The 20280-nt window shown below is 45.1% G+C and carries 16 protein-coding genes; 12 read left to right on the forward strand and 4 right to left on the reverse strand.

All coding sequences use genetic code 11. From position 1 onward, the window contains the following. The first annotated feature begins 843 nt into the window (after positions 1-843). A complete protein-coding gene (locus tag ORJ01_RS11645) occupies positions 844-1563 on the forward strand; it encodes a hypothetical protein (RefSeq protein ID WP_306178167.1) in 720 nt (239 codons plus the stop codon). 480 nt (positions 1564-2043) lie between these two features. Here the strand turns inward: ORJ01_RS11645 and ORJ01_RS11650 are convergent, their stop codons facing one another. Beyond that, positions 2044-2730 carry a 2OG-Fe(II) oxygenase gene (locus ORJ01_RS11650; RefSeq protein ID WP_306178168.1) on the reverse strand — a complete coding sequence of 229 codons (687 nt, stop codon included), beginning with the start codon at positions 2728-2730 and terminating at the stop codon, positions 2044-2046. A gap of 266 nt (positions 2731-2996) precedes the next feature. Between ORJ01_RS11650 and ORJ01_RS11655 the strand changes: the two genes are divergently transcribed. The 6 genes from ORJ01_RS11655 to ORJ01_RS11680 all read left to right on the forward strand — a co-directional run bounded on the left by ORJ01_RS11655 (position 2997) and on the right by ORJ01_RS11680 (position 11564). Continuing rightward, positions 2997-3506 (forward strand): M48 family metallopeptidase, encoded by a 510-nt coding sequence (locus tag ORJ01_RS11655; RefSeq protein WP_306178169.1) that lies wholly within the window; start codon positions 2997-2999, stop codon positions 3504-3506. Between the two features lie 208 nt (positions 3507-3714). After that, positions 3715-4299, forward strand: coding sequence for an RNA polymerase sigma factor (locus ORJ01_RS11660; protein WP_306178170.1), 585 nt, complete (start codon positions 3715-3717; stop codon positions 4297-4299). Then, positions 4292-5377, forward strand: coding sequence for a FecR domain-containing protein (locus ORJ01_RS11665; protein WP_306178171.1), 1086 nt, complete (start codon positions 4292-4294; stop codon positions 5375-5377). Before ORJ01_RS11660 ends, ORJ01_RS11665 begins: the two co-directional genes overlap by 8 nt. A 72-nt stretch (positions 5378-5449) precedes the next feature. Beyond that, positions 5450-8569 (forward strand): TonB-dependent receptor, encoded by a 3120-nt coding sequence (locus tag ORJ01_RS11670; protein ID WP_306178172.1) that lies wholly within the window; start codon positions 5450-5452, stop codon positions 8567-8569. Beyond that, a complete protein-coding gene (locus ORJ01_RS11675; protein WP_306178173.1) occupies positions 8569-9738 on the forward strand; it encodes a M14 family metallopeptidase in 1170 nt (389 codons plus the stop codon). The genes ORJ01_RS11670 and ORJ01_RS11675 overlap by 1 nt, the downstream gene beginning before the upstream one ends. A 329-nt stretch (positions 9739-10067) precedes the next feature. Next, on the forward strand, positions 10068-11564 hold the full coding sequence (locus ORJ01_RS11680) for a hypothetical protein (RefSeq protein ID WP_306178174.1): 1497 nt from the start codon (positions 10068-10070) through the stop codon (positions 11562-11564). A gap of 71 nt (positions 11565-11635) precedes the next feature. Here the strand turns inward: ORJ01_RS11680 and ORJ01_RS11685 are convergent, their stop codons facing one another. Next, positions 11636-12841 (reverse strand): dipeptidase, encoded by a 1206-nt coding sequence (locus tag ORJ01_RS11685; protein ID WP_371930739.1) that lies wholly within the window; start codon positions 12839-12841, stop codon positions 11636-11638. Between the two features lie 491 nt (positions 12842-13332). Between ORJ01_RS11685 and ORJ01_RS11690 the strand changes: the two genes are divergently transcribed. From ORJ01_RS11690 to ORJ01_RS11700, 3 genes are all read left to right on the forward strand, one after another. Then, on the forward strand, positions 13333-13731 hold the full coding sequence (locus ORJ01_RS11690) for a cytochrome b562 (protein ID WP_306178175.1): 399 nt from the start codon (positions 13333-13335) through the stop codon (positions 13729-13731). A 173-nt stretch (positions 13732-13904) separates the two neighbouring features. Then, positions 13905-14102: a general stress protein CsbD gene (locus ORJ01_RS11695; protein WP_306178176.1), complete on the forward strand. Its 198-nt coding sequence runs from the start codon at positions 13905-13907 to the stop codon at positions 14100-14102. A 243-nt stretch (positions 14103-14345) separates the two neighbouring features. Continuing rightward, positions 14346-14525: a hypothetical protein gene (locus ORJ01_RS11700; protein ID WP_306178177.1), complete on the forward strand. Its 180-nt coding sequence runs from the start codon at positions 14346-14348 to the stop codon at positions 14523-14525. A 52-nt stretch (positions 14526-14577) separates the two neighbouring features. On the opposite strand, the gene ORJ01_RS11705 is transcribed toward ORJ01_RS11700, so the two are convergent. After that, positions 14578-15276: a YebC/PmpR family DNA-binding transcriptional regulator gene (locus ORJ01_RS11705; protein ID WP_226750218.1), complete on the reverse strand. Its 699-nt coding sequence runs from the start codon at positions 15274-15276 to the stop codon at positions 14578-14580. A gap of 131 nt (positions 15277-15407) precedes the next feature. Between ORJ01_RS11705 and ORJ01_RS11710 the strand changes: the two genes are divergently transcribed. Both ORJ01_RS11710 and ORJ01_RS11715 read left to right on the forward strand, forming a co-directional pair. Beyond that, positions 15408-15995, forward strand: coding sequence for an HAD family hydrolase (locus tag ORJ01_RS11710; protein ID WP_306178178.1), 588 nt, complete (start codon positions 15408-15410; stop codon positions 15993-15995). A 96-nt stretch (positions 15996-16091) separates the two neighbouring features. Next, positions 16092-17081, forward strand: a complete 990-nt coding sequence (locus ORJ01_RS11715) for a GGDEF domain-containing protein (RefSeq protein WP_306178179.1) — start codon at positions 16092-16094, stop codon at positions 17079-17081. Between the two features lie 94 nt (positions 17082-17175). On the opposite strand, the gene ORJ01_RS11720 is transcribed toward ORJ01_RS11715, so the two are convergent. After that, the gene (locus ORJ01_RS11720; RefSeq protein ID WP_306178180.1) at positions 17176-20274 is read right to left on the reverse strand and encodes a transglycosylase domain-containing protein; all 3099 of its coding nucleotides are present in this window, start codon (positions 20272-20274) and stop codon (positions 17176-17178) included. Between the last annotated feature and the right edge of the window lie 6 nt (positions 20275-20280).

A 20280-nucleotide genomic window follows, 5' to 3' on the forward strand; every position in this document is an offset into this window, starting at 1 on the left:
TTGGACGCACTTTAGTGCGGTCCGCAGGGGCAGCACCATGGATGGCGCTGGCAATCCCTTTTTCTCCGCCAGATTAAATAAAAAGAGCTTGATTTTAAAGGTCTTTTTATTTTTAGCTGTTTAAAGGCTGTCAATGAAACCGTCATTTGCAGTTGCTGCAACTACTATTAAAATTCTAGTGCTGTCTGTTTGAATGGGCAGGTCGGCGGTTTTAGATTTAAGTTTTTCGCTAATTATGAGAGTGTTCAAAAATCTCTAGAGTGTAGGTTTCTGTTGGAATGCATACTTTCGGCATCCTAATAGATTTTTTATGAAACTTAGCTAATCAGTCAAAGTACTTGACGAATCGCAGTTATTCAAGCGCGCTGAGGCTTTCCATACTTTTAGTACATCAATAGCTTCTTCGTTTTATTTGAAGATTAGCTTGATTAATTAGTGGGGGGCTATTCTCAGTTTAGAAAATGAAGTTCTTACAGGGGGGGGCTTTCATGTTGCGGGTAACTAACAGACTAAGGGTACTGCACTCGTACCCATTAAAAAATACATATGGAATAAACAGTCGTGTATTTCAAAACCAATCTATCGATGGGTTTAAAGGTGTCAGTGAATTACAGGTATGCAATGGGATTTGTTATTACATCAGTTTTGTGTCAGTTTTTTTTACAATCTAGTGTTGCCATAATTATCGTTGTTGAATAAGCAATTGATATAAATAATAAAATTATATTGGTACGATTTGTGCTTATAAAATTGGGTAGGTATCAAACACAAATCACATAACAACATGTCATACGGTGAGCTTAATTTAGAAACCAGATGCAGATTGTAAGATAAGGAAAAAAAATGAAGTTTAATTTTTTGAAAACCACTTTAGCGTCTGTTTTATTATTAGGAGTTTCGGTCGGTTCTGCTTCTGCAGCTATCATAGGCATTGACACTACTTACGATTTCAAGTTAGTTGCCGACAACGACTTTGCTCTTTTCAGTGGTACAGAATCAAAAATAGAAGATCTTTTGTTTCAGAACAATTTTGTTTGGGGAAGCCAGATAAACCAGAACAATACTCAATTTACATATAACAGCGCTTCTCCTAACTCCTATATTTATATTGTCGCTCTTGGTGGCGGTGGCCAACAAGAAAATATCAGCGGTATGATTAATGGTGTAAAGATCACTGACGTAAACCCGCTATGGCATTTATTTACCATAAATACCAATGTTCTTCCTGGTTCTACACCTTCAAATATTGCTTCAGGTGCTTATTCTGTTCAAATCTCAGATCTAAACAACCTGATTAATAATAGTACAGCTCCTTTTTGGTCAGACACTTTGCTTGTCCAAAACTCAACACATACTGTAATTCAAAAAGCTGGATTTGGTGCTGGATACACTATGCCAACGGTTAATGGTTTGTTATTAAAATATCAGGTCCAAGATTTTAACATTAACGCAAGAGCTGTTGCTCCAGATGCGGCTTCAGTTCCAACACCTTCAACTTTTGCTATTTTCCTTTTAGGATTAATGGGCCTTGGGTTTGCTCGTTTAAGAAAAGCTGCCCCTTAATTGTCAGTACGAACAATTTAAAAGCGCCTTACTTTTGGTAAGGCGTTTTTTTATGTTCATTTGTTTTTTTTAAATGGGAAAACAGTTTCAACATCAAGTTCCCTTCGTTATACGATTAGTCTTAAAGCAAAAAATCATGTTATCACTCTGCAAGTTATTTTCTATTTCCTTGTGTTAATTTTGTTTATTTATAGCGTTTTCAAGGTTTATCCGCCTATTATACGTTGAATTTTAAGCGCGTTTTTAGCATGTCATAAACGCTCATGCGAGTAAGCTTGAAAATACGCGACGTGCTGAGAGCAAAAAATACGTGCAGGTGAATTGGGATTGACGGGGTCGTGAATTTTTAGTGTACTTTTTTGTTTTGATACAGCGAGACAAAGGTTTTAATGAGGTCTTTGAGGGGAGTGTCTTAGATGGCAAGATTACCCTGTTTTGATACTAAGCTTCAGCGTAATAATGTGTCTAAAACGTTTTTTTTCATTCAGACCAATACCAACTGGTCACATTATAACGAAACACCTGCTTACTGCTGCAACTAACGGGCTTTACCCAATGCTCAGCACCTGGAGAGGCGGGATCAAACAACACACAGCGATTAAACTGTGGTGAGATAGCAATAGGTTGCTGATGTGTTCCCATAAATACTAATTCGCCACCGTCTTGCTCATGCCAGTCTTGGTTTAAGTACAGCAACATACACAGTTCTCTACCCGGTGAGTCATCCGCGTGTTGTTTAACAAAATCGTTAGCGCTTAGTCGAAAGTAATTGGTGTTTATCGCAGGGTTAGCCACATTAATATCAGTTAAAGCCACTTTGAACAGCCGTGATAGTAAAGCTAAAAATTCACTACTACGTAAAAATAGCAGAAATTGCTGTGCGATATCGCTGGGGTCATTTTGCTCGGGGCGTTGCCACAGATCGCGTTGCACAAAACGCTGTTGCGCGTTGGTTTTTTGCCATGTAGACGAGTCGACATACAAGGCGGAGTAGGTATGTTGTTGCATTTGCCAGTTCGATGCATGTTGCAGGGCAGCTAACACGTTATGCAATTTTGCCGTATCAAATAAATCATCCAGCACCAGATGTTTTGGGCTTGAGTGTATTAGTTGTTTACGAAAAGCACGCACCGCGGTATCGGTTATTAGCGCGTTGTTTAACCACATCGCCAGTACCTATAAATTTGGGGTTGTTGTAATCGGCGTGATAATAAAGGGCAGAACACTTAATTTCTATTCATTTTCTGTTTAAGTGTGTGAGTGATGCTCGTTTGCAGCCCGCTAACCTGAATGCCTAATGCGATGGCTAAAGCACTATGCTTTCAAAACCCTGTAATGTTCCGCTTGTTGCCGATAAGCTCTCGCGCTATACAGCCTAAAACAAAATCCCTATACTGCCGCCTAGGTTGTCTAATCCATCATTAATACGTCGTATGAGCGCATTACGTTATTTACAAGGCTACTCTGCACAGGTACAGCAGCAAGTTAGCGAACTGCTTCTTAAGCAGCAATTAGGTAACGTATTATCGCGGCGTTATCCCGAGCCGGTGCATGCGGTGCAAACTGATAAGGCGTTATATCACTATACGCTTGAGTTAAAACGCCAGCATTTAAAAAGTAGCGAGCCACTCAGTAAAGTGGTGTTTGATCCCAAGCTGCATGTCATCAACAATGCGTTGGGTACTCACACACAAATTAGCCGTGTACAAGGCGGTAAGCTAAAAAGTAAAAATGAAATTCTCGTGGCCAGTTTGTTAAAGCAATTACCGTTGCCGCTGTTACAGATGGTCGTTGTACATGAGCTGGCGCATCTGCGCGAGAAAGATCATAACAGAGCCTTTTATCAACTTTGCCAATATATGTTGGCCGACTACCATCAGTTAGAGCTTGATCTGCGGCTGTTTTTAACCTGGCGGGAGTATCAAGCGAGCCCTCAAAGCTAGTTCGAGCCTGCAGGTTCTTGCCAAAACAACCTAGCATTGGTTGGGCTATGTTTTTCATCGAACCCTAAGCGATCATCAGGGTGAGATTCAAGGCAGCAATGGCTCATAGCGTTGAGGATGACGTTATAAATGTCATTAAAATCGACATAAGCAGCGGAGGTATTTTCTTTAGGCTGCGTATATAGTAAGACGAGTTAAAGTAGAGAAGATGCCCGTGCTTGAAAACGTACTTAATCGCCAACGTGAAAAGCAAACTAGCCATAAGCTGATCGAACGTTTACTGGCAGAACATGATTTTGCGCTAAGGCGTTTTATTCGCGTGCGCATGAACAGTAGCGTGGATTGTGATGATGTCATGCAAGAAGTTTATATGCGGCTCAGCCAAATTGAAGATTTACCCGCAAAATTAGCCGGTAGGCTTGATACGGCAAGAAATTATTTAATTCAAATTGCCAGTAATTTATTAATTGATCGAGCCAGGCGCGCTCAAGTTCGCTGTGCAGACCAACATCAAGGCGAATATGCACTAAACGATTTAATCGCCATTGATGAACCCGATCGGCAGTTACATAACAAACGCTTACTGCATCAAGTTGAATGTGCTTTACAACAGATCCGCCAAGAACAACGTCAGGCTTTTTTAATGCATCGTATTGACGGGTTAAGTTATCGAGAAATTAGCGACAATTTGGGCGTTTCCGTTTCTACTGTCGAAAAACATATTTCCGCTGCGCTATTGGTGATCCGTAATAGTGTCGACACAGCGGCCTTAGGAAGTAATCAGCATGGCTAAACTCAACGTACGTGAGCAAGCAATTGCCTATGTTACTCGATTGTACTCGGGTGAATTAACTGCGCGTGAAGAGAGCCAAATACGCCGCTGGCGCGAAGAGCAACCAGAGCATGAGTTGGAGTGGCAAACCGCGCTGCAAGCTTATGATTTTACTGCGATGCTTTATCATCCACACTATAAAAAAACAACCAAAGCTGCTCGTCATGACTGGCTAACGTGGCTGGCAACTGCCGCCAGTGTCAGTGCAGTGAGTTTATTGGTGCTACTGCAAAGTATCTCGCCAACGGTGATACCTCAGTCAGGCCATGTGCCTGTGGCAGTCATTGCCACAGAGCAAATGCAGACTGCCTTGCAAAAGACCTCAGACGACAACGAGTTTCGGATTACGGAGCGTCAACAACCACTCACCAGCGGTGTATGGCACTTTGAAACGGCAGTGGGTGAAGTCAGCAATATTTTGCTAGCTGATGGCAGCACCTTATCACTGAATACACAGTCAGCACTAACGGTAGCCTTTAGTGCTGGTCAGCGTTTAGTAACGTTAAGCCGAGGTGAGGTGTTTTTTGATGTAGCTAAAGATGCCAATCGACCTTTTATTATTGATACCGGCGAGCGACAAATTAAGGTCATTGGTACCAAGTTTAATGTTAGAAAATTACCTCATGAAACCTTGTTAAAGATTGCGGTATTAGAAGGTAAGGTGGCGGTGAAGAACCTGGTGAAACCCTTGCAAGCAACGGAGGTTGAAGCCGTGCAGGCTTTGCTCGCTGGCGATATAGCTGCCTTTAGTGAGCAAAATGAGGTCATTCAACAGAATCAACCACAGCAAGTGAGTCAGGCACAAACGTGGCGTCAAGGCATTATGCGCTTTGATAACGAGAGCCTTGATCATGTTGTACAAGAATTTAATCGTTATCGCACCCGCAAAATTACAATTATCGATGAACAAGTGAAAAACTATCGGATCAGTGGGGTGTTTCACCTAGCGGATGGTGAAGCCATCTTGTCAGCTTTGGAAGCGACCTTGCCGATCCGAGTTGCCGTGGTTGCGGAACAAATTAATATTAGCAATCGTTAAAAACAGTGCGGAGGTATTTTTTACCGGCTGCGTATATACCTATGACAAAAATAAAAAACTAGGGATACAATTATGCTGAAATACCGTCTTAGCTATTTAGCGTGCTGCACATTAATTGCGCTGGGTGCCAATATTGCCGCAGTGCCTTTAGCTACCGCCCAAACTGCGGGTGTGGCAAGCCAAGAAAAAACCATAACGTTTAATATTCCTGCCCAGCGAACCAGTTCGGCTTTACTGGAGCTCGCTGAAACCGCAGGGGTGCAAATTATGTTTGCATCGGAAAGTACACAAGATTTGAATTCGCCTGCAGTGTCGGGTGAACTCAGTGTAAATCAAGCTTTAACAGCCCTGTTACAAGGCACAGGTTTACAGGCTACGGCCACTGGGCCAGCCATTTATGTAATCAGTGCAAGTACTGATAATGGCAATCGGCTACAAAATAACTTCCAACAACAACTACAAAATGCTGAGGGTGAGTCTTCCAGCAAGTCTGTGGAACGTATTCAGGTGGTTGGCTCCAATATTCGTGGCGCAAAAGCGGCGGGTAACCTACCAGTCACTATTTTAAATGCAGAAGACATTCTTAATACCGGTGCGGTGACGGGTGATGAATTACTGCGATCAATTCCGCAGATCGGTGATATTAGCTTCAATAATGAACGCACCGTCGGTGGTGTCAATGATGCACGCGGCGATGTTGCGTCGATTAACTTACGTGGTATTGGCACTGGCAATACTCTGACGCTGTTAAATGGTCGGCGCCTGGTATTACACCCTGGCACACAAACCGAGAATTTCGTACCTGTTACTACGGTTAACTCGAATACTTTGCCTGTGGCTGGCTTGCGACGGGTTGAAGTTTTACGCGACGGTGCCGCAGCGATTTACGGCACAGATGCGGTTGCAGGTGTTATAAACTATGTACTGAAAGACGATGTTGAAAACAGTACCATTAATTTTAGTTATGGTAAGTCTGAGGGCACCAGCCTAGACCAAATTACCGTTAATGGTTCTACTGGTATGCGCTTTAATGATGATAAAAGCTACTTAGCGCTCTCTGCGGCTTATTATAGTCGCGGTGCAATGGGGGCAGATGAACGTGTTTATTCAGCAAATCAGGACCGTCGTAATGCTCCTGGTATTCCTGAAGAGTTTATCGGCCGCACGGCATTGGATAATCGCTTGATAGCATCACCTTGGGGCACTTTTTTTAGCTCATCGCTGGGTACCTTTCATATTCAACCTAATACCATGTCAGGTTGTGATGTGCAGTTAGCGAATAATGTGTGTGCTGATCGCGGTACGCAATCGCGTGATCTTTATTATGATCCGGCTATTGAAGACCAAAGCATGACGTCTTCGGTTGATCGCCTTAATTTATTTGGTTATTTCACACATGAACTGAATGATACTACCGAGTTTTACGCTGAAGCTTTATATTATCGAGCAGAGTCAGAGCGTCGTCGTGAGCAAAATGCCAACCTGACTGCACAGCGTATCATGATTGGTGCCGATGCGGCGTTTAACCCTTTTAATGAGACGGTTGAATTGCGTAACTACCGTCCAGTCGATGCAGGTCCAAGACGTATTGAAGTGACAGATACCAGCTATCGGGTGTTAACGGGTTTACGTGGCACGGTAGGGATGTGGGATTGGGATAGTGCTGCGCTTTATTCGCGAGCCAATACGCTGGATATGGACTATAACCGCATAAGCGTATCCGCATTTAGTGCTGCACTTAATCAAACCAATCCTAGTTTGGCCTACAATCCGTTTTTAGGCGGCGATCCGGCTAATCCTAATACCGGTTTTAGCGCGGGTAATAGCGCCAGTGTCATTGCCGGCATGGTGCGAGACGTTTATCGGGAAAGTACCAGTGAATTGGCACTTTGGGATTTTAAAGTATCCAATCCGGTGTTGGCATCTTGGTATGCAGGGGATATTGGACTTGCTGCAGGGGTAGAATACCGTTATGAGAGTTATGCAGATGATCGCGATCCTACGCTTGATGGCAGCCAGCCTTTCGTTGATGCTTCTACCGGCCTAGTTCGCTCTGATTCTGATGCCCTTGGCAGTAGCTCAACGCCTGACGCCAGCGGAAGTCGTAATGTTCTGTCAATTTATTCTGAGCTGTTGGTGCCACTGGCTGATAGCTTAAGTATGCAGTTAGCACTGCGGCACGAGCGTTTTAACGATGTGGGTAACGTCACTAAACCAAAAATCGCTTTAGCTTGGGCACCACAAGAGTGGTTACAACTACGAGCAGCTTATTCTGGTGGTTTTCGTGCACCTAATTTACCGCAAGTATTTGAAGATGGCGTGGTGCGTTCAAACACAAGACGCGATCCGGTAACCAATGCGAGTTATGGTGTTGAGGAAGTGCGTGGCGGAAATGTCACTCTGCAACCAGAAGACGATAAAACCTATAGTTACGGTTTTGCGCTGGCACCTGTGGACGATTTATTGATCACGGTTGATTGGTGGGATATCGAGCAAGAGGGCGTAGTAGGCATTTTAAACAGTCAAACGCATTTATTATATGATTCATTATTACGCTCAGAAGGTTCTTCTAACACAGCCGTTGTGCGTGATCCTATAGATAATCGTGTGGTTTTTGTGCAAAACACCTACAGCAATTTAGATGTGCGTGAGATCAGTGGTCTTGATGTGAGTGTCAGTTATAAACTGAGCACTGATTTTGGTCGTTTTGATTTCAAAGTGAATGCGGCGAAGTTGAACTCGTTTAAACAAATGCCAGATCCCATCAGCACAATCGTGCTTGCCGCACAAGCTGCCGGAAATCCTGCCGTACCGGCTGATATTATTGTGCCGGGTACCGGTGATTTAGTGCAAATGGACGGAAATCCGGAATTACGGATGTTTGCTGCGATTGATTGGCGTTTAGCGCAGTGGAGCGCCGGCGTTCGTGTTAACTACATTAGTGATTTTTATGACACTTCCGCCACCAGTGCAGCAGGCGATCCACTTCCTATTCCCAGTTGGACCACCACAGATGCTTATGGTGAGTATCGGTTTAAAGACGGGTATTTGGATGGCAGCCGTTTGCGCCTGGGTGTGCGTAATTTAACTGACCGTGATCCACCAATTGCAGATGAAAGTTTCGGTTATTTTTCAGATATTCATAGTAACCGTGGACGTTACATCTATGCAAACTGGTCATGGAGTTTTTAATGCCACTAAGATCAATTTTTGTTGTTGCGCTGCTGTTTAGCAGCGCGAGCTGGGCAAAAATTGAAGATACAACAGCTGCTGTGGCCAAGGCCACAGCAAGCTGTGTCTTCAGTTCGGTTAGTTTCACCAGCGATTTCCCCATGGGGCGATTGGATGGTTGTCAGCAAACCGGTGTGGACAGTTTTACACTGCACCTAAAACCGGAAAATCTGCCTATTAACCCCAGTCCTTGGTATGCCTTTAAAGTGATTGGTGTCGAGGCACAGCCCAAACCGATAACCATGACCTTAATGACACATAACGGCCCTGCACGCTATAGCCCTAAGGTTAGTCTTGATCAGCAGGTTTGGGCTCCGGTTGCCTTTAGTAAAACCGATCAAAGCATGCAATTTAAGTTGTCTGCATCGAAAACACCAATCTATGTTGCGGCCGGTGAGATCATTAACAACGTCACTTACACTCGTTGGCTGTCTGATCTAGAACAAGGCCACATAGGCACCTTGGGTCTAACGGTTGAAAACCGTGCCATACCCATGCTGGAACATCGTACGCCCAACAGCCAAGATTGGCTGATTTTGATCGGCCGGCAACACCCGCCAGAGATCACTGGCGCACTTGCCCTGCTGCATTTTAATAATTTATTGTGGAGTGACGATCCGACCGTTAGCACTTTTCGCTCGCGCTACAATATCTTGTTAGTACCCAACATGAATCCTGATGGCGTGCATCGTGGTAATTGGCGGCATAACCGAAATGGGCTTGATTTGAATCGCGATTGGAAAAATCGTAGTCAACCGGAAACTCAAGCATTACACACCAAACTAAAAGCCATTGAAGCCGAAGGCGGTGTTATTCGGTTTGCCCTAGATTTCCATTCAACTAATCGCAATGTTTATTACACCATGGATCATGATTATGTTACGGCAAAGGGCAAACCTTTAGCGCAGCCGCAGTTAGTCAATAACTGGCTCTCATCATTAGCTGAGCGTGTGCCTTATAAAATTGAAAACAGACCCAGTCATAACCAAGATTCTGGGGTGTTTAAACAATATATGGCAGATGAGTTTGGCGTGCATTCAGTCACCTATGAAGTTGGTGATGATACTGACAGAGCAGAGATTAAAGTCATGGCTGAAGCGGCGTTACGTACTTTGATTGAGCATCTTTAAACAGGGCTGGTTAAAGGTATTGTTTGGTTATTGATAACAGTGATCTTATCCGCCAAACTGATCAAAAAAAGTACTAAGTGAGTTTATGCTTAGTACTTTTTTCAGATGCATTAATGTTTAAACCCACACGGCTAATGTCGCTGTCCCTTCAGCCATTATTCAGTTTGCAGAGCGTATCTTCAGCGCGTTGCTACTGGTACTGTGCGATAATATCTTATACTGCCCTTGCTGTGGCTAATTGTGCTGAGCAAAAGGCACTGCTAGAATTCGCAGCAATTTAAGCATCAGTCCTGGCTACCAACCCCTTTACTTACACTTTCGAGGTGATAATGCGTAAGCTTGCGGCAATATTGTGTGCAATGATTGCGTTTTCTGCGGCGGCGCAAACCGCTGGTATCGTATTTAGCAGTGATTTTGAACAAAGCAGCTTAAAAACTTGGCGACAACTGGGTGAGTGTCAATTAACCAACGAACAACCTCGAACGGGTGAGGGCGCGATGCGCTGTCAGGCCGGCAGTAACTCGTTGTTTAGCCGAGAATCGATTGGTGAGCAAGGCGTGCTTGAGCTTTGGGTGTTGCCCGAGTCGGAGTTTACTTCTTACCGTATTCAAGTGTTGGTCTCAGAAAAAAGCACCTTAGACAGTGCGTGGCAGCCAGTTGCCGTGATTGAACAGCAAGCGGGAGAGTTAGGCTATAAAGCGCACCGCATTTCGGTGGATGATCCTGGGCGTAAATTTTTACGGCTGGATATTGAATCTCAGCATGGTTTTGTACAATTAGATGACTTGCAAACCAGTCGCATCTTATTAGCGACCGCTTTACATAAAAACGAGCAGCGCATTATTAGCGGTATTTTGGATAAGCTGCGTAAAGATAAAAATATTGAAGTGCAAGCCGAGTCATTTCGTTCGCTGGGCACGAATTATGCGGCACAGTTAGAAGTGCAGCGGCAGTATCTCGAATACGCTAATGCCTTGCATTCGGGGATCTCTTTAGTGCTCGCTAGCTCAGAGCGCAATAAAATGTCCAATCCGATGTCCTATGCCAGTTTTCGTAATATCGTTAGTGATGCCAAGCGCGTCAGTTCTAAAATTCAGCAAGCACGGCTTAACTCGATGATCAAACCCTTTGGTGATCTGGTGACGGCTACGTTAAATGTGGTCAGTGCGGGTACTTATTCTGCCTTTGCAGAGCCGTTTAAATCCTTTTTGGCCGTCAGTTTTGACCGCTCTAGTTACCAAAATGCCGGGTTAAGCCGAGCGGATCGTAAATTTGCTGAGGAAAACGGTTTAAAGATTTATCAGGATGCCGAGCGCTTTTTATCCGAGCTAGAGCGTGAATTACAACTGGTTACCGCGTTAGATAATGATTTAGCAAGCATTCAGCGTAATATTGATAACTTCAGGCGCGATCTCGACCGGCATTTACGCGATACGTTATTGCATGCCAGTGTGGTGGCATCCAAAGAGAATATTAGTAAGGTGCTTAGTAAAGATGAAGCGATCCGACAAAAGCTAGGTGCAGCGGTGGCCGGCAACATCAGTTTAAAAGCGGGCAGTTATTTAAGTGATGGCAGTAACACCGAGCTGATTCGCTTTGTCTTAAAAACCTCCGAGTTACTCGATGGTATGCAGCGTTATAAAGACAATTTTAACCAGATCACTTCAGCGATGTTGACCTACTATGAACGTTTTGAGCGCTCAGTAGCGGCTGAACAAAACCCCTTTACTGAAAAAACTGACAAAGAAGTGTGGGAAACGCATGCTCGCAAAGCGCGTGATTACCTCAAACAATCAAAAGACTCGTTCAGTCGCGCCTATCTGTAAGCACGAGTGGCAAGTGGTGCATAAAAAAGGCCCTTGGTTGCAAGGGCCTGACATGATGACTAGGTTAACCGTTAGCTGGCTTGTTTAGCCGCATAAGCTTCTACTTCTGCCCAAACGCGCATCAGGTTACCCGATAAAATTTTCACGATATCTTCTTCGCTGTAACCGCGTTTAAATAAACCTGCAATCAAGTTCGGGTAGCTTGCCACGTCTTTTAAACCGATGGGCAGCGAATCGCCGACGCCATCATAATCCGAACCGATACCCACATGGTTAATACCCACTAACTTTACCACATGGTCAATATGGTCCAGTACAGTGTCTAATGTCGCAAACGGATAAGGATGGGTTTTGCTATAAGCTTCGCGAAATGCTTGATTATCTTCCACGCCCGCTTGCTGCGCAGCCGCTTTTCGTAAGGCGTTGTATTGATTGGCTTGGCGTGTAACGAAGGATGAACCAAAGTTAATTTGGATCACGCCACCATTTTTGGCCAGCGCTTTTAACATATCGTCATCCATATTACGCTCAAAGTCAGGCGTGTAGCTGCGCAGTGACGAATGCGAAGCAATCACCGGTACTTTACTGATGGCCACGGCCTGATAAAAAGCATCGTCTGATACGTGTGAAATATCAATCATCATACCGATATTGTTCATCGCCACTACCAGCTCTTTGCCAAACGGACTTAAGCCTTGCCAGCGGCGACGGATGTCATAACTCGAGTCCGAAATATGATTACTTTCAGAGTGGGCGAGCGTGATGTAACGCACACCACGCTGATAGAAATGCTGTAAGTTTTCTAATTTACCCTCGATCGGCGTGCCATTTTCCATCCCCATGGCTAAAGAAATTTTGCCGCTGCCAAATTGTGCTAATACCTGCTGTGTGCTGCTGGCCATGGCAAATTTATCAGGGGCGCGTGCAACCAGGGCTTCCATACTATCAATCAGCTGATTGGCCAGTTGGTAACCTCCACCAGTGCGCTCGTAGGATGCGGGAATGTAAATAGACATAAAGGGCGCATTTAACCCCCCTTGTTGTGCCCGCGGATAGTCAAATTCGCCGTTAGCCGTGGCAACCGTTACATCTTCCCATTTTTTATGGAGTCGATAAGGAACATCGATATGAGTATCAACAATAATATATTGCTGTGCTACGCGATCGGCGGTGTTTAGCTCAGCTAAGGGTTTATTAGTGGCTTGCATGGTCTGGGCACAGCTGCTTAACAGCAAGGTGCTACAGAGTATGGCCATAGCACTTAATTGAAATTTCATTCGTTGTCTCTTATTGTTGGATACACCAAATTTCATCTCACCAGTTTTTTTGGCTGTCGACAAGCACTATCCGACCAATATGCCAATATCAGCGCTGATTGTAGTGTGTTATTGCGTTCAGTCTGCACGGGTTGGTCAGTGCTTTATGCGCGAATAAATTGCGCGAGTGAATTGTATTTAGCATGACGCAGTTTGCTCACATCAACACGCCATGAATCATCCCTGAGGCTCGATTCCGGCCATCCATGGCCTTCAACGGTTGATTTAGAGCAAACAGGTCATGCTTAACTGACTGGCATTAAGCCTACAAGCTTCTTTTTTCAAGCTCGCCCCGCAACCAGCGCGTGACACTGCTGTCAAGGCAGCTTTCCAAGGTTTGCGCTTAAGGTTTCAAACGAACCCTCTGCTGCTGCACTGGGTGGCGGTGCAATCATGATTAGCCTGACAGAATAAGGTATACTGCAAAGTATTATCAGATTTGAGAGAATGTCATGATTAAAACAGCCCTATTAGCAATGTTGCTTGCGGTAAGCAGTCAGTCTTTACTGGCAAAAGAGCCGGTTAATTTAGAACGAACCATGAAAACCATGGGTTTTGCCCACAAACAAGCTTCCGAAGCGAGCACAACGGCAGAAGCCTTACCTTTTGTTGAAAAGTTACAAAAGCTGGTGCAGCAAGCTAAACAAGCGCCACTGCCCTCTGACAAAGCTGAAGTATACATCGAAGGCTTAGACAAGGTGTTAGCCGAGTTGGCGCAGGCTAAAGCCGCGGTTACCGCAGATGACTTGCCTAAGTTAAAACAGCATTTACAGCAAATTGAACAATTAAAAAAGCAGTACCATAAAGAGCGCAAATTCAGTTTCTGGCAATTAATTTTTGGAAAATATTAAAAGCATCAAGATGCTGAAAATGCTTTAGATTAATCTGATGTTTTAGTCGAAAGGGTTAGTTTCAAGGCGTTTGCTAGCCTGCGCTGAGCCACGGTTTGACAAAGTTCGCCTATACTTAAATAGACGCTAATAAACATTTCTTGTACAGCGTCATGATAAGCGAGGACGATGCGATGAGTTCAATCTTTGCCGAAAGCCAATGGAGCAGTGTGCGTGCACAGGTCAAATGTGAGTGGGATAGGATCAGTTATGCTGAGCTTGAACTAACCCGCAACAACCCTGAGTATCTCACCGAGTTAGTGCAAGAGCGCTACAATCTGGAAGAAAACGAAGCCCGTCAACGGGTGCAAGCGTTCTTTGATAGTCTCTAACCACTTTTATTCACCCCCAGTAGCGGCTTTTGCTACTGGGTTTTACTTTTTATCTAGTCTTCTTCAGACCACCTCATAAATGTATTTTTAAACTAATAATCATACAGATACGGCATCTTTGCTTAATCACTTTAAGGCAATTAATTGATTTTATTGATTTGATTCAGGGCAGAGTCAGTTTATTTGCACTAGGCTTAAAATATCGGGTAACCGATAAAGCCATAAATTGATGAGGAAAAAGCCATGAAAGCGAACCAACATAAAGCGCATGCTGCCGAGCGAGAGCATCAACAAGTAGATAGACAGCAGCAAGCGAAAGCCACTACGTCATTGAGTTTAGTCTGGCAAAAGCAACAGCAATTAAGGCCGCAGCCGTTAGCAGAGTTGGATATCGAGTGCTGTGCTGAACTGGGGTATAATTAATGTGCGAGCTGGGCTGAGCAGTGACATTTGGGTGTACTGCTCAGCCTATTTATTAGGCTAAACCGACGTAGACGTTTTGTACGTCATCATCATTATCAATAGCATCTAAAAAGGCTTCAACCTCAGCACGGGCCTCGTCATCTAAGCTCAGCGGGTTATTAGCACGATAGACTAATTTGGCTGAATGCACTTCATAACCAAAGTCGGGTAGGGCTTTTGCCACTAAATCAAGATCGGTCAGTTCCGTTAGGAAGATCACTTCACCGTCTTCACCTTCTTCAAAATCTTGTGCACCGGCTTCAATGGCGGCCAGCTCCATATCGGCATCGGCACTACTGGCCACGGCTTCAATTTGTCCTAAGTGTTTAAAGTCCCAGGATACCGAGCCCGCGCCTCCTAATTGTCCTTTACGAAACAAAATACGCATGCTCATGGCACTGCGGTTTTTATTATCCGTTAAACATTCAACAATAACCGGAACCTGATGTGGCGCAAATCCTTCATATACCACTGTTTCATAATTCACTGGGCCATCAAGTAAACCGGCGCCTTTTTTAATGGCACGCTCTAGGGTTTCTTTTGGCATAGATGCTTTTTTCGCAATTTCAATGGCTGAACGCAACTTGGCATTCATTGCCGGATCGGCCCCGTTACGAGCTGCAACCATAATCTCTTTGGCAAGTTTGGTAAAAATACGGCCTCTGGCATTAGCCGCATCTGCTTTATGCTTGTTCTTCCACTGGGCACCCATAATGAAGTCCTGTTAAGCTATCAATTAAAATTGGTGGGGTAGTCTAGCGAATAGCAGGCTTTTTTAGCAACTGCTGCATGATCTTTTTCGCAAATAAGCCGTTTAAGAAGGCATTAACAAGAGGAGCTGCCATGAACTTGGCTCATATTAAAGCAGTGGTTTTTGATTTAGACGGTACCTTGATCGATTCACGCTTAGATTTTGCAGCAATTTGCGATGATCTTGGTTGGCCGCATGGCACACCCTTACTTGAGCATATTGCCACGCTCGGCCCAGGTGCAGAAGCTGACCGAGCTCATCAGATTATTCGTCGTCATGAAAATGCCGGTGCAGCAGCGGCACAATGGATGCCAGGGGCCGAAGCCTGTCTGCTGGCGCTAATAGAGAAAAAGCTGCCACTAGCCATTTTAACGCGCAATATGCGCGAAGCCACCGAGCATGTGCTAACCCGGTTACAAATCCCGATTGAGTTAGTGCTCACACGAGAAGATTGTGCGGCCAAACCAGACCCGCAAGGCTTACATATCATTGCCGAGCGTTTACAGGTTCCGTGCCAGCAGATGCTGTATGTTGGCGATTACGTGTTTGATTTACAAGTTGCCGCCAATGCTGGGGCCGCATCCTGTTTGTACCTTAACGACAGTAATCAACATTTTTTGCCGCAAGCGGATTACAGCATCGCTCACTTTAATGAGTTACAACAGGCATTTTGGCCGTAAATGGCCTGAGTAAGATAATTTAACCGTAATAACTTGTCATTTTTACGTGATAGCCTCTATAGTATCAACATAAAAATAACAGTTAACAGGTGCAGTTTGCTTGCTAGGTTAAAACAAAACTTCTATCTTGCTATGATCACATTAGTGGGTTTAATGATATTGCTATTCGTTACGCCCTACGGTGTGTATCGTATCTTAACAGGCAATATGCTGGTGGGTATTGCTGATTTATCTATTGTTTTAGCCAGTTCAATCGCGGTTTTGTATGCATGGCGCACCAATGACACGGTGCGACCAGGTCAGTTTTTGGCGCTGATATTTTGTATTGGTTTAACTGTTATCTGTACCAATTTAGGCGTTAATGGCTTATTTTGGGTCTACCCACTTATGGTTTTTATCTTCTTTTTAGTTTCAGCAAAAGAAGCCATTTTACTTTCCTTGTTATTGTTTTTGTTATTGGTTGGTATTGATTTTCTCAAACCAGGGCAAGTCTTTGTTAATCATTATCAAATGATGTCTTTTTTAGTCACCGCCTTCATCAGTAGTTTTTTCGCTTTTATGTTTGCTTATCGCACTCGGGTGCAAAATAGAGAATTAAAGCATATCGCCAGTATCGACAGTTTAACGGGTGCAGGCAATCGTCACACTTTAAATGCCCAGTTAGATTTGGCTGTGCAGTTAAAGCAAAAGCTGAATTGTCATTACGGGTTAATTTTGTTTGATTTAGACTTCTTTAAATTAATCAATGACAACTATGGTCATAAAGTCGGTGATCAAACCTTGGTGCGCTTAGTGCCATTAATTTCGTCATTAATTCGTCAAAGTGATCGCGTGTTTCGGTTTGGCGGTGAAGAATTTATTGTGTTGCTGCGTGATATTAAACCGACAGATTTGTTGCATCTGGCCGAGAAGATCCGCAAAGGGGTGGAGCAGCAGTTAACTTTACCAGATGGCAAAGCGGTCACCTTATCCGCGGGATTGGCCATGTTAGCGCCAGATGAAGATTGGGAGCAGTGGTTACATCGGGCGGATATGGCGTTGTATCAAGCGAAGAACAATGGCCGCAATCAGGTGATTGCGGCTTAGTCTGCCCGCGAGTGGTATGTCATTAAATCACTCGCACTACTCGCGCTGCTTATTTTTCTACTCACGCCGCTGAGTCAGCTTCAATCTTAATCGTTTATTCCGGGCAACTGCCATTATTTTTTAGTAATGGCATGAGCAAGGGCGACATACCGTTTAATACTTGCAGCGGTAGCGCCGAAGTAAAAGAGTAGTCGTCAGCCGCATTGCCTGGAATATAAACACTGATCACGCCAAAGTAATTATCACTGAGATAAAATGCAAAGGTTGCCGTGCGGTTTAGTGCACGCGACTGAACGGTCTCGCCGCGGCTGTTCACCGTACTGATACGATTGTCACCTGTGCCGGTTTTGCCACCAATAATCGCCAAGTCGGGCAAGTTACTTAAGCTAAAATGCGGTAATAAGCGCCGCCCTGTACCAAGCTGGACGACGCCCGCTAAGTTTTCGCGCAATACCTGAGCAACTTCGGGTGCCATAACGCGTGTTATTTGCACTTCTGTGCGACTTAGAGCCACATCGTAAGGCGTATTTGCGGCAAAGTGCACCCCGGCAATTCTGAACATCGGTAGTCGTTTACCGCCATTTTGAATAATGCCCATCAGCTCCGCTAAAGCGGCCGGTCGATCGCCAGAGCTCCCCAATGCGGTAGCCAGTGACGGTACCAAGTACTCAAAGGGATAGCCCATACGCTGCCAGCGCTGATGAATATCCCAGAATGCCTCGATTTCGAGCATAGTGCGAATGCGATTATCCCGGGCACTACGCGACTGTGTGCGGAATAACCACTGATAGGCTTGCTGCCGCACATCAGCGCTAAGCGTCGTGGCTTCGGCAAGCGTGGCTGCCGGTTGCTGCTGTAAATACGCCAACAACCATAACTCTAACGGGTGGCTGCGAGCTAAATAGGCTTGATCCGGTAAGCTAAACTCGCTGGGCGAGTATTTTTTATAAAGCTGTCGCCATTGTTGCGTTGTCAGTGGGTTATCAGTAAAACGCTGCTGCATGGCGCTGATAAATTCACTTTCGCTTTGGCTGGGGTTAATAAAGCGATAGCCGGCACTTAAGCGGTCGGGTGTTTGCCGCAAACCATTTAAAAACACGTCTAACCGCTCGTTGGCGCTCAGCTTGTGGTATTTACGCCAGAAACGTTGTAGGTATTTTACGCCCTCACGTTCGGCAAAACGGCGTAAATATTGATCCCGTCGCGGATCATTATCGTTTTTCAATAACTGATAACTGCTGCTTTCACCATGATGAATACTGTATTGCACCAACTCTTGCATTAAGCGTACAAAAGGCAGGTTAATCGATTCATACAAGGCTTTGCGCAGTGTCGGCGTCATGCGATCTTCTTCACCGCGAAAATTACCAAAGGTATGTAAGCCCCCGCCGGTAAAAAAGCTGCTACGGGGATCGGCAGAAAACTCACGGTCCATTGCGGCATTGAGCATGGTCAGTAAAGATACACCAGGATTGGCAATTAGGTAGTTTATGGCCCACTGCGATAGCTCATCTTGTGGTGCTATGTCCAAAAAGGCCAGTTGCTGGGGCGACTCTTCAGCATATAACTGGTGGATCTCGGCCACCATTTCCAGATAAGTCGCTAAGGTGCGTAACTTCGCGGTTGAGCCCAGCTCTAGCTTGCTGCCCTCATTTAAATCAAAGGGTTGCTCTGCATGGTTATCGGTTTGCACTCGCAGCTTATTCCCCAGCGGCGTGCTTTCATACAGTGTAAAACTGTATTTAACGTTGCCAATCTGGTTTTCTTGTAATAAACGTTGACCAATAATACCGGCATTATTGGCCGCGGGCAGTTGTGATAATTGCTGCAAATAGCGATTTATTTTTGCCTGCAGTGGCAAGTTTAACGTGGTTTGCACCGTTAAATCGAGCCGGTCGGTTTGATATAAACTACGGTCTAATAAACCTGCGACACGGTTTCGCACTAACAAGGCCGTTTTATCTAACTTACGCGTGGTTTGCCGAGCTTGCTGATTAAAATTCAAAGTTTGCTCGCTTGCCGCGGCATACCAAGCCGGCGATAGAATATTAAATTGGCGTAATAAGCGCAGGTGGCTGTCTACCAGTTCTTCCAGCTCGGCGCGGCCTTGCAGTAAATAAAAGCTGGGGCGACGCTGGGCAATAAACAAGGCTAAAACCTGACGCAGCGCTTGGCCATGAGCGGCGGTGGGCTCTGCATCTTGCAGTAACCGATTGACTTGCATGGCATCAACACCAAACCAGGCATTTAAACCATCTGCAATACCATGTATTTCACCTGCTTGGGGTGTGGCAGCTAAAGGTACGGTGTTAATGTAGTCTAAGGCGATTTGCATACGCCGCGCCATGGTTTCTAAGCCAGGTTGATAAGCGCGGATACTGGCCGATGCCATTTGGCGGAGCTTATCGGCAAAACCCGAGGTAAAACCTTGTGGCGAGTGCCGATATTTTTCGATTTGTGTCGCGAGAGTACTGCCACCGGCCGCAGCGGCTTCTTGTCCTGCTAACTTTTGCGCTTGTGCTAAGCCGGCAACGGCCAAACGAGACCAGTCAATGGCCGGATTAGTCAGCGGTGCGGCTTGAAATAAATCCCGGTTTTCAATGAACAATAAGATCCGCAACATCAGCGGTGCAACATCACTAAACTGAGCATATTGCTGTTCAGGTGTTTGATAACTGAATAACGGTTGTTGCTGGCAATCGAAAATTTGCAAGCCCCATTGGGTTTTTTCGGCATAGGGTGGGTACAAGCCCCACTCGGTGTAGCGCTGTAAACTGGGTGAAAAACGACTTTGGCTGGTAATATTAAAGCCACTATTATTGAGTGTGATTAACCAATCGGCTAAATGGCTATAGCCAGCCCGTTGGTCAAAGGGCCCACCCGTTGGATAAATGGGTTGTTGCTCGGCCGGTGCCGGGCCTGTGCCTTGTTCAAAGGTTAATTGTGTGGCCAGGTAATGCCAAACCCGCGCTTGCAAGAAGCTGGTGCGTGCTTCTTGATAAACGAGGCCAGCTAATAGCAGTAAGACTAACAGCCAAAGTAACCACTTCAACGGTTTCCAATTACGGATCCGAGGGGCGGCAACTTTGCGCTGGTTTTCACGCACATTTTCAAAATGTCGTCTTTTTAAAACTGGCGGCCCCTCCAACGGGGCGTCACCAATGCGGGGCTCAACTCTGTTATCGTCTGACATAGCGGT

The organism is Alishewanella sp. SMS8 (assembly GCF_030737935.1).
GTDB lineage: Bacteria > Pseudomonadota > Gammaproteobacteria > Enterobacterales > Alteromonadaceae > Alishewanella > Alishewanella maricola.